Raw genomic sequence first — 11,257 nt, forward strand, 5'->3', positions numbered from 1 at the left:
GTTAAAAGACGGAGGAATGAAATTAATGGATACAGCTGGAATAAGATTAACTCCAAAAGAAATCGTATCTAAATTAAATGAATACATCGTTGGACAAAATGATGCTAAACGTAAAGTGGCAATTGCCCTACGTAATCGATACAGAAGAAGTTTATTAGATGAGGAATCAAAGCAAGAAATTTCACCTAAAAATATTTTGATGATTGGACCAACCGGCGTTGGTAAAACTGAAATTGCAAGAAGAATGGCCAAAGTTGTCGGCGCGCCATTTATAAAAGTAGAAGCTACTAAATTTACTGAGGTAGGTTATGTAGGACGAGATGTTGAAAGTATGGTTAGAGATCTTGTTGATGTTTCAGTAAGATTAGTCAAGGCGCAGAAAAAATCATTGGTACAAGATGAAGCAACAGCTAAGGCCAATGAAAAACTTGTTAAGTTATTAGTTCCAAGTATGAAAAAGAAAGCGTCTCAAACGAATAATCCTTTAGAGTCACTTTTCGGAGGTGCAATTCCAAATTTCGGACAAAATAACGAAGATGAAGAAGAACCACCTACTGAGGAAATTAAAACAAAACGTTCTGAAATTAAGAGACAGCTAGAAGAAGGCAAACTTGAAAAAGAAAAGGTAAGAATTAAAGTCGAACAAGATCCTGGTGCTTTAGGTATGCTAGGTACAAATCAAAATCAGCAAATGCAAGAGATGATGAATCAATTAATGCCTAAAAAGAAAGTTGAGCGAGAAGTTGCTGTTGAGACGGCAAGGAAAATCTTAGCTGATAGTTATGCGGATGAACTAATTGATCAAGAAAGCGCTAACCAAGAAGCGCTTGAATTAGCAGAACAAATGGGTATCATCTTTATAGATGAAATCGACAAAGTTGCGACGAATAATCATAATAGTGGTCAAGATGTCTCAAGACAAGGTGTTCAAAGAGATATTTTACCTATACTTGAAGGTAGCGTTATTCAAACCAAATATGGTACTGTGAATACTGAACATATGCTGTTTATAGGTGCTGGAGCTTTCCATGTATCTAAGCCGAGTGACTTGATACCAGAATTGCAAGGTCGTTTTCCGATTAGAGTTGAACTTGATAGTTTATCGGTAGAAGATTTTGTAAGAATTTTGACAGAACCAAAATTGTCATTAATTAAACAATATGAAGCATTGCTTCAAACAGAAGAAGTTACTGTAAACTTTACCGATGAAGCAATTACTCGCTTAGCTGAGATTGCTTATCAAGTAAATCAAGATACAGACAACATTGGTGCACGTCGACTTCATACAATTTTAGAAAAGATGCTAGAAGATTTATCATTCGAAGCACCAAGTATGCCGAATGCAGTTGTAGATATTACCCCACAATATGTTGATGATAAATTAAAATCAATTTCAACAAATAAAGATTTAAGTGCATTTATTCTATAAAAATATACAAAAGGAGAAAAATTCATGAGCTTATTATCTAAAACGAGAGAGTTAAACACGTTACTTCAAAAACACAAAGGTATTGCGGTTGATTTTAAAGATGTAGCACAAACGATTAGTAGCGTAACTGTAACAAATGTATTTATTGTATCGCGTCGAGGTAAAATTTTAGGATCGAGTCTAAATGAATTATTAAAAAGTCAAAGAATTATTCAAATGTTGGAAGAAAGACATATTCCAAGTGAATATACAGAACGATTAATGGAAGTTAAACAAACAGAATCAAATATTGATATCGACAATGTATTAACAGTATTCCCACCTGAAAACAGAGAATTATTCATAGATAGTCGTACAACTATCTTCCCAATTTTAGGTGGAGGGGAAAGATTAGGTACATTAGTACTTGGTCGAGTACATGATGATTTTAATGAAAATGATTTGGTACTAGGTGAATATGCTGCTACAGTTATTGGTATGGAAATCTTACGTGAGAAGCATAGTGAAGTAGAAAAAGAAGCGCGCGATAAAGCTGCTATTACAATGGCAATTAATTCATTATCTTATTCTGAAAAAGAAGCGATTGAACATATCTTTGAAGAACTTGGCGGTACGGAAGGCCTATTAATCGCATCAAAAGTTGCAGATAGAGTTGGTATTACTAGATCTGTAATTGTAAATGCACTACGTAAATTAGAAAGTGCTGGTGTAATTGAATCACGTTCTTTAGGAATGAAAGGTACTTTCATTAAAGTTAAAAAAGAAAAATTCTTAGATGAATTAGAAAAAAGTAAATAAGTCGATGAGTCTGGGACATAATTCAATGTCCTAGTCGTGACGATGTTATCTTGGCGGTAGTCAATGAAATGACTTTGATGATTATGTTGAAGTCATTTCTTTATTTTTGTCTAATTTTCAATCAAATTGATATTTCACATTAACTTGATAGAATTACCTTTAAATTTATGGAAAAATGCTTGAAAAACATTTGCTTTAGACACGGCATTATGTTATATTTATTTTCGGCTATAAAGCCAATACACACATATCAAACGTGATTGTGTAAAGGGTGCAATATTTATATATTGTCTTTACAATAGTTTGCTATGGAGGTAATTAACCAATAGGAGGAATTTATAATGGCAGTAATTTCAATGAAACAATTACTAGAAGCGGGTGTTCACTTCGGTCACCAAACACGTCGTTGGAACCCAAAAATGAAAAAATATATCTTCACTGAGAGAAATGGTATTTATATCATCGACTTACAAAAAACAGTGAAAAAAGTAGACGAGGCATACAACTTCTTGAAACAAGTTTCAGAAGATGGTGGACAAGTCTTATTCGTAGGAACTAAAAAACAAGCACAAGAATCAGTTAAATCTGAAGCAGAACGTGCTGGTCAATTCTACATTAACCAAAGATGGTTAGGTGGATTATTAACTAACTATAAAACGATCTCAAAACGAATCAAACGTATTTCTGAAATTGAAAAAATGGAAGAAGATGGTTTATTCGAAGTATTACCTAAAAAAGAAGTAGTAGAACTTAAAAAAGAATACGACCGTTTAATCAAATTCTTAGGCGGAATTCGTGATATGAAATCAATGCCTCAAGCATTATTCGTAGTTGACCCACGTAAAGAGCGTAATGCAATTGCTGAAGCTCGTAAATTAAATATTCCTATCGTAGGTATCGTTGACACTAACTGTGATCCTGACGAAATTGACTACGTTATCCCAGCAAACGACGATGCTATCCGTGCGGTTAAATTATTAACTGCTAAAATGGCAGATGCAATCTTAGAAGGTCAACAAGGCGTTTCTAATGAAGAAGTAGCTGCAGAACAAAACATCGATTTAGATGAAAAAGAAAAATCAGAAGAAACAGAAGCAACTGAAGAATAATCAACTGTTGAATCTGACTTAGATATAGTTTAAATGGGTGATAAGATATTAATGCTTATCACCTTTTTTAAAAAGAAAATCGAGGCAAATTACAAATATTCAATTAGAGTATTGGCAATCTTGCCTATAATAATGCTAAAATCATAATATATAAAATGATAACTTATTGGAGGAATAATGAATGGCAACTATTTCAGCAAAACTTGTTAAAGAATTACGTGAAAAAACTGGCGCGGGTATGATGGATTGTAAAAAAGCGCTAACTGAAACTGATGGTGACATCGATAAAGCGATTGACTACCTACGTGAAAAAGGTATTGCTAAAGCAGCTAAAAAAGCAGACCGTATTGCGGCTGAAGGTTTAGTACATGTAGAAACTAAAGGTAACGACGCAGTTATCGTTGAAATCAACTCTGAAACAGACTTTGTTGCTCGTAACGAAGGTTTCCAAGAGTTAGTTAAAGAAATCGCTAATCAAGTATTAGATACAAAAGCTGAAACTGTTGAAGCTTTAATGGAAACAACTTTACCAAATGGTAAATCAGTTGATGAAAGAATTAAAGAAGCAATTTCAACAATCGGTGAAAAATTAAGTGTTCGTCGTTTTGCTATCAGAACTAAAACTGATAACGATGCTTTCGGCGCTTACTTACACATGGGTGGACGCATTGGTGTATTAACAGTTGTTGAAGGTTCAACTGACGAAGAAGCAGCAAGAGACGTTGCTATGCATATCGCTGCAATCAACCCTAAATATGTTTCTTCTGAACAAGTTAGCGAAGAAGAAATCAACCACGAAAGAGAAGTTTTAAAACAACAAGCATTAAATGAAGGTAAACCAGAAAACATCGTTGAAAAAATGGTGGAAGGACGTTTACGTAAATACTTACAAGAAATTTGTGCTGTAGATCAAGACTTCGTTAAAAACCCTGATGTAACAGTTGAAGCTTTCTTAAAAACAAAAGGTGGAAAACTTGTTGACTTCGTACGCTATGAAGTAGGCGAAGGTATGGAAAAACGCGAAGAAAACTTTGCGGATGAAGTTAAAGGACAAATGAAATAATCTGTCATAAAGTAAAACAAGGAAGAAGACACCTTTAATGTTGCTTTATTAAAATGTAAATCATTCTAATAAAACGACAACTGTGTCTTCTTTACTTGTATATGTTACATATATTCACGATAGAGAGGATAAGAAAATGGCTCAAATTTCTAAATATAAACGTGTAGTTTTGAAACTAAGTGGTGAAGCGTTAGCTGGAGAAAAAGGATTTGGCATAAATCCAGTAATTATTAAAAGTGTTGCTGAGCAAGTGGCTGAAGTTGCTAAAATGGACTGTGAAATCGCAGTAATCGTTGGTGGCGGAAACATTTGGAGAGGTAAAACAGGTAGTGACTTAGGTATGGACCGTGGAACTGCTGATTACATGGGTATGCTTGCAACTGTAATGAATGCCTTAGCATTACAAGATAGTTTAGAACAATTGGATTGTGATACACGAGTATTAACATCTATTGAAATGAAGCAAGTGGCTGAACCTTATATTCGTCGTCGTGCAATTAGACACTTAGAAAAGAAACGCGTAGTTATTTTTGCTGCAGGTATTGGAAACCCATACTTCTCTACAGATACTACAGCGGCATTACGTGCTGCAGAAGTTGAAGCAGATGTTATTTTAATGGGCAAAAATAATGTAGATGGTGTATATTCTGCAGATCCTAAAGTAAACAAAGATGCGGTAAAATATGAACATTTAACGCATATTCAAATGCTTCAAGAAGGTTTACAAGTAATGGATTCAACAGCATCCTCATTCTGTATGGATAATAACATTCCGTTAACTGTTTTCTCTATTATGGAAGAAGGAAATATTAAACGTGCTGTTATGGGTGAAAAGATAGGTACGTTAATTACAAAATAAATTTAGAGGTGTAAAATAATGAGTGACATTATTAATGAAACTAAATCAAGAATGCAAAAATCAATCGAAAGCTTATCACGTGAATTAGCTAACATCAGTGCAGGAAGAGCTAATTCAAATTTATTAAACGGCGTAACAGTTGATTACTATGGTGCACCAACACCTGTACAACAATTAGCAAGCATCAATGTTCCAGAAGCACGTTTACTTGTTATTTCTCCATACGACAAAACTTCTGTAGCTGACATCGAAAAAGCGATAATAGCAGCTAACTTAGGTGTTAACCCAACAAGTGATGGTGAAGTGATACGTATTGCTGTACCTGCCTTAACAGAAGAACGTAGAAAAGAGCGCGTTAAAGATGTTAAGAAAATTGGTGAAGAAGCTAAAGTATCTGTTCGAAATATTCGTCGTGATATGAATGATCAGTTGAAAAAAGATGAAAAAAATGGCGACATTACTGAAGATGAGTTGAGAAGTGGCACTGAAGATGTTCAGAAAGCAACAGACAATTCAATAAAAGAAATTGATCAAATGATTGCTGATAAAGAAAAAGATATTATGTCAGTATAAAACTAATATACAATGACATATTAAAATGCCAGTATTAAACGATAATGTAACATTTAAAATGGGCATGTTTAATTAAATCAAAGATGCATGTGATAATTTAAATTCACAATGAGCATAAAAATGGTGTTTAAACAAGTTAATTAAACATATACTTTATAAATAATAGGCATTAGGTATATTGCTATAATAAAGTTATGTAATTTTTAACCTCAGTATGTATGTCACATTTCTGGTGTAAACTGTACCGAGTCAGACTTTGGTACAGTTTTTTTATTTGCTTATTCAATGCATTAAATGAGTATGATAAAATGATAATGATTGTTTAGTAACTTATACTATATGACAGAGATGATCAGGCTCGGAGGAAAGACCATGTTTAAAAAGCTAATAAATAAAAAGAACACTATAAATAATTATAATGAAGAATTAGACTCGTCTAATATACCTGAACATATCGCTATTATTATGGATGGTAATGGGCGATGGGCTAAGAAGCGAAAAATGCCTAGAATTAAAGGTCATTACGAAGGTATGCAAACAATAAAAAAAATTACTAGGGTAGCTAGTGATATTGGTGTTAAGTACTTAACTTTATACGCCTTTTCCACTGAAAATTGGTCAAGACCTGAAAGTGAAGTAAATTATATTATGAATTTGCCTGTCAATTTCTTAAAGACATTCTTACCGGAACTAATTGAAAAAAATGTCAAAGTTGAAACAATTGGATTTACTGATAAGTTGCCAAAATCAACGATAGAAGCAATTAATAATGCTAAAGAAAAGACAGCTAATAATACCGGCTTAAAATTAATATTTGCAATTAATTATGGTGGCAGAGCAGAACTTGTTCATAGTATTAAAAATATGTTTGACGAGCTTCATCAACAAGGTTTAAATAGTGATATCATAGATGAAACATATATAAACAATCATTTAATGACAAAAGACTATCCTGATCCAGAGTTGTTAATTCGTACTTCAGGAGAACAAAGAATAAGTAATTTCTTGATTTGGCAAGTTTCGTATAGTGAATTTATCTTTAATCAAAAATTATGGCCTGACTTTGACGAAGATGAATTAATTAAATGTATAAAAATTTATCAGTCACGTCAAAGACGCTTTGGCGGATTGAGTGAGGAGTAGTATAGTATGAAAGTTAGAACGCTGACAGCTATTATTGCCTTAATCGTATTCTTGCCTATCTTGTTAAAAGGCGGCCTTGTGTTAATGATATTTGCTAATATATTAGCATTGATTGCATTAAAAGAATTGTTGAATATGAATATGATTAAATTTGTTTCAGTTCCTGGTTTAATTAGTGCAGTTGGTCTTATCATCATTATGTTGCCACAACATGCAGGGCCATGGGTACAAGTAATTCAATTAAAAAGTTTAATTGCAATGAGCTTTATTGTATTAAGTTATACTGTCTTATCTAAAAACAGATTTAGTTTTATGGATGCTGCATTTTGCTTAATGTCTGTGGCTTATGTAGGCATTGGTTTTATGTTCTTTTATGAAACGAGATCAGAAGGATTACATTACATATTATATGCCTTTTTAATTGTTTGGCTTACAGATACAGGGGCTTACTTGTTTGGTAAAATGATGGGTAAACATAAGCTTTGGCCAGTAATAAGTCCGAATAAAACAATCGAAGGATTCATAGGTGGCTTGTTCTGTAGTTTGATAGTACCACTTGCAATGTTATATTTTGTAGATTTCAATATGAATGTATGGATATTACTTGGAGTGACATTGATTTTAAGTTTATTTGGTCAATTAGGTGATTTAGTGGAATCAGGATTTAAGCGTCATTTCGGCGTTAAAGACTCAGGTCGAATACTACCTGGACACGGTGGTATTTTAGACCGATTTGACAGCTTTATGTTTGTGTTACCATTATTAAATATTTTATTAATACAATCTTAATGCTGAGAACAAATCAATAAACGTAAAGAGGAGTTGCTGAGATAATTTAATGAATCTCAGAACTCCTTTTGAAAATTATACGCAATATTAACTTTGAAAATTATACGCAATATTAACTTTGAAAATTAGACGTTATATTTTGTGATTTGTCAGTATCATATTATAATGACTTATGTTACGTATACAGCAATCATTTTTAAAATAAAAGAAATTTATAAACAATCGAGGTGTAGCGAGTGAGCTATTTAGTTACAATAATTGCATTTATTATTGTTTTTGGTGTACTAGTAACTGTTCATGAATATGGCCATATGTTTTTTGCGAAAAGAGCAGGCATTATGTGTCCAGAATTTGCGATCGGTATGGGGCCAAAAATTTTTAGTTTTAGAAAAAATGAAACACTTTACACTATTAGGTTATTGCCTGTTGGTGGATATGTTCGTATGGCAGGAGATGGCTTAGAAGAGCCACCAGTCGAGCCCGGTATGAACGTTAAAATTAAACTTAATGAAGAAAATGAAATAACACATATCATATTAGATGATCATCATAAGTTTCAACAAATTGAAGCGATCGAAGTTAAAAAATGTGATTTTAAGGATGACTTATTCATAGAAGGTATCACTGCTTATGATAATGAAAGACATCATTTTAAAATTGCTAGAAAGTCTTTCTTTGTTGAAAATGGTAGCTTAGTTCAAATTGCTCCGAGAGACAGACAATTTGCACATAAAAAGCCATGGCCGAAATTTTTAACATTATTTGCGGGACCGTTATTTAACTTTATATTAGCTTTAGTCCTATTTATTGGTCTTGCATATTATCAAGGCACGCCTACGTCTACTGTAGAACAAGTCGCAGATAAGTATCCAGCTCAACAAGCAGGATTACAAAAAGGTGATAAGATCGTCCAAATTGGCAAATATAAAATATCTGAATTTGATGATGTTGATAAGGCGTTAGATAAAGTTAAAGATAATAAGACGACTGTTAAATTTGAACGTGATGGTAAAACAAAGTCAGTTGAATTAACACCTAAAAAGACTGAAAAAAAACTGACTAAAGTAAGTTCAGAGACGAAGTATGTTCTCGGATTCCAACCAGCGAGTGAACATACACTTTTTAAACCAATTGTATTCGGATTTAAAAGCTTTTTAATCGGTAGTACTTATATTTTTACAGCTGTAGTAGGTATGTTGGCTAGTATATTTACGGGCGGATTCTCATTTGATATGTTAAATGGTCCGGTTGGTATTTATCATAACGTCGACTCAGTTGTTAAAGCGGGTATCATTAGCTTAATTGGTTACACTGCGTTATTAAGTGTAAACTTAGGTATTATGAATTTAATTCCTATTCCTGCACTAGACGGTGGTCGTATTTTATTTGTTATATATGAAGCGATTTTCAGAAAACCAGTTAATAAAAAAGCGGAAACAACGATTATTGCTATTGGTGCCATTTTCATGGTCGTTATAATGATATTAGTAACGTGGAATGATATTCGACGATATTTCTTATAATTTAGGAGGATAAATAATTATGAAGCAATCCAAAGTTTTTATACCAACGATGCGTGACGTGCCATCAGAAGCAGAAGCACAAAGTCATCGTTTATTATTGAAATCGGGTTTGATAAAACAAAGTACAAGTGGGATTTATAGTTATTTACCGCTAGCAACACGTGTGTTAAATAATATTACTGCAATTGTGCGACAAGAAATGGAACGTATCGATTCTGTTGAAATTTTAATGCCAGCGTTACAACAAGCTGAATTATGGGAAGAATCAGGACGTTGGGGTGCATATGGCCCAGAATTAATGCGTTTACAAGATAGACATGGAAGACAATTTGCATTAGGTCCAACACATGAAGAATTAGTTACATCAATAGTAAGAAATGAATTGAAATCATACAAACAATTACCGATGACATTATTCCAAATTCAATCTAAATTCCGTGATGAAAAGAGACCACGTTTTGGTTTACTTCGTGGGCGTGAATTTATTATGAAAGATGCATATTCATTCCATGCTGACGAGGCATCATTAGATCAAACGTATCAAGATATGTATCAAGCGTATAGCCGTATTTTTGAGAGAGTTGGCATTAACGCAAGACCAGTAGTTGCAGATTCAGGTGCTATAGGCGGTAGCCATACACATGAATTTATGGCATTAAGTGCTATCGGTGAGGATACAATCGTTTACAGTAAAGAAAGTGATTATGCTGCTAACATCGAAAAAGCAGAAGTCGTTTACGAACCAAATCATAAGCATACTACTGTGCAACCTTTAGAAAAAATTGAAACACCAAATGTTAAGACTGCGCAAGAATTGGCAGACTTCTTAGGTAGACCAGTAGATGAAATCGTTAAAACGATGATTTTCAAAGTTGATGGCGAATATATTATGGTTTTAGTGCGTGGCCATCATGAAATTAATGACATTAAATTAAAATCTTATTTCGGCACAGATAATATTGAATTAGCAACACAAGACGAAATTGTTAATTTAGTTGGTGCAAATCCTGGTTCACTAGGTCCTGTAATTGATAAAGAAATCAAAATTTATGCAGATAATTTTGTGCAAGATTTAAATAATTTAGTTGTCGGTGCTAACGAAGATGGTTATCACTTAATTAATGTAAATGTAGGTAGAGACTTCAACGTTGATGAATATGGCGATTTCCGTTTTATTTTAGAAGGCGAAAAGTTAAGTGATGGTTCAGGCGTTGCACATTTTGCTGAAGGTATTGAAGTTGGTCAAGTATTCAAATTGGGTACTAAGTATTCAGAATCAATGAATGCTACATTCTTAGATAACCAAGGAAAAGCTCAATCTTTAATTATGGGTTGTTACGGAATTGGAATTTCTAGAACGCTAAGTGCGATTGTTGAACAAAATCACGATGATAATGGAATTGTTTGGCCTAAATCAGTTACTCCGTTTGATTTACATTTAATTTCTATTAATCCTAAGAAAGATGATCAACGAGAACTAGCAGATGCACTATATGCTGAATTTAATACTAAATTTGATGTGTTGTACGATGATCGTCAGGAACGTGCAGGTGTTAAATTTAATGATGCCGATTTAATTGGTTTACCACTGCGAATTGTTGTTGGTAAACGTGCATCGGAAGGTATTGTAGAAGTTAAAGAACGTTTAACAGGTGATAGCGAAGAAGTTCACATTGATGACTTAATGACTGTCATTACAAATAAATATGATAACTTAAAATAATTAAGATCGAATGAATTATAAGAGTAGGAAAAAGCTGAAAGAAATCTGATGCTTATGTCCTGCTCTTATTATTTTTGATATAATGATTATTCGATGAAAAATGACTGAAGACATAGTATAATTAAAGATAAATTTGTTTTAACAATATAATGATTAGCCAAATATAAAGCATTTAATTTTCTATCATTACTATGCTCACATAATCTAAATATTGTTCGAACACGTAAAAGTAATTTCTATTTAAGGTG

General features: G+C 33.1%; 12 protein-coding genes. All 12 read left to right on the plus strand.

The genetic code is table 11. The annotated features are described in order from the left end of the window. The first annotated feature begins 25 nt into the window (after window positions 1–25). Entirely contained in the window at window positions 26–1,429 is a 1,404-nt protein-coding gene (gene hslU, locus JG553_RS03370; protein ID WP_000379054.1) for an ATP-dependent protease ATPase subunit HslU, read from the plus strand. Between the two features lie 24 nt (window positions 1,430–1,453). Further along, window positions 1,454–2,227, plus strand: coding sequence for a GTP-sensing pleiotropic transcriptional regulator CodY (gene codY / locus JG553_RS03375; protein WP_000055337.1), 774 nt, complete (start codon window positions 1,454–1,456; stop codon window positions 2,225–2,227). A gap of 50 nt (window positions 2,228–2,277) precedes the next feature. Next, window positions 2,278–2,370, plus strand: coding sequence for a hypothetical protein (locus tag JG553_RS03380; RefSeq protein WP_001790530.1), 93 nt, complete (start codon window positions 2,278–2,280; stop codon window positions 2,368–2,370). 198 nt (window positions 2,371–2,568) lie between these two features. Continuing rightward, a complete protein-coding gene (rpsB, locus tag JG553_RS03385) occupies window positions 2,569–3,336 on the plus strand; it encodes a 30S ribosomal protein S2 (RefSeq protein ID WP_000268484.1) in 768 nt (255 codons plus the stop codon). 33 nt (window positions 3,337–3,369) lie between these two features. Then, window positions 3,370–3,483, plus strand: a complete 114-nt coding sequence (locus JG553_RS03390; RefSeq protein WP_001789890.1) for a hypothetical protein — start codon at window positions 3,370–3,372, stop codon at window positions 3,481–3,483. A 34-nt stretch (window positions 3,484–3,517) separates the two neighbouring features. Continuing rightward, on the plus strand, window positions 3,518–4,399 hold the full coding sequence (gene tsf, locus JG553_RS03395) for a translation elongation factor Ts (RefSeq protein ID WP_000201387.1): 882 nt from the start codon (window positions 3,518–3,520) through the stop codon (window positions 4,397–4,399). A 136-nt stretch (window positions 4,400–4,535) separates the two neighbouring features. Continuing rightward, window positions 4,536–5,258, plus strand: a complete 723-nt coding sequence (gene pyrH / locus JG553_RS03400) for a UMP kinase (protein WP_000057330.1) — start codon at window positions 4,536–4,538, stop codon at window positions 5,256–5,258. An 18-nt stretch (window positions 5,259–5,276) separates the two neighbouring features. Then, a complete protein-coding gene (gene frr / locus JG553_RS03405; RefSeq protein ID WP_001280006.1) occupies window positions 5,277–5,831 on the plus strand; it encodes a ribosome recycling factor in 555 nt (184 codons plus the stop codon). A gap of 372 nt (window positions 5,832–6,203) precedes the next feature. Continuing rightward, the gene (locus JG553_RS03410) at window positions 6,204–6,974 is read left to right on the plus strand and encodes an undecaprenyl pyrophosphate synthase (RefSeq protein WP_000473705.1); all 771 of its coding nucleotides are present in this window, start codon (window positions 6,204–6,206) and stop codon (window positions 6,972–6,974) included. A gap of 6 nt (window positions 6,975–6,980) precedes the next feature. Continuing rightward, window positions 6,981–7,763 carry a phosphatidate cytidylyltransferase gene (locus JG553_RS03415; RefSeq protein ID WP_000868413.1) on the plus strand — a complete coding sequence of 261 codons (783 nt, stop codon included), beginning with the start codon at window positions 6,981–6,983 and terminating at the stop codon, window positions 7,761–7,763. A gap of 236 nt (window positions 7,764–7,999) precedes the next feature. After that, window positions 8,000–9,286, plus strand: coding sequence for an RIP metalloprotease RseP (gene rseP / locus JG553_RS03420; protein ID WP_000121116.1), 1,287 nt, complete (start codon window positions 8,000–8,002; stop codon window positions 9,284–9,286). A gap of 19 nt (window positions 9,287–9,305) precedes the next feature. Beyond that, entirely contained in the window at window positions 9,306–11,009 is a 1,704-nt protein-coding gene (locus tag JG553_RS03425; protein WP_000814103.1) for a proline--tRNA ligase, read from the plus strand. The last annotated feature ends 248 nt before the right edge of the window (window positions 11,010–11,257 follow it).

Origin of the sequence: Staphylococcus sp. T93 (assembly GCF_016743875.1) — a bacterium.
GTDB classification, from domain to species: Bacteria; Bacillota; Bacilli; order Staphylococcales; family Staphylococcaceae; genus Staphylococcus; species Staphylococcus aureus.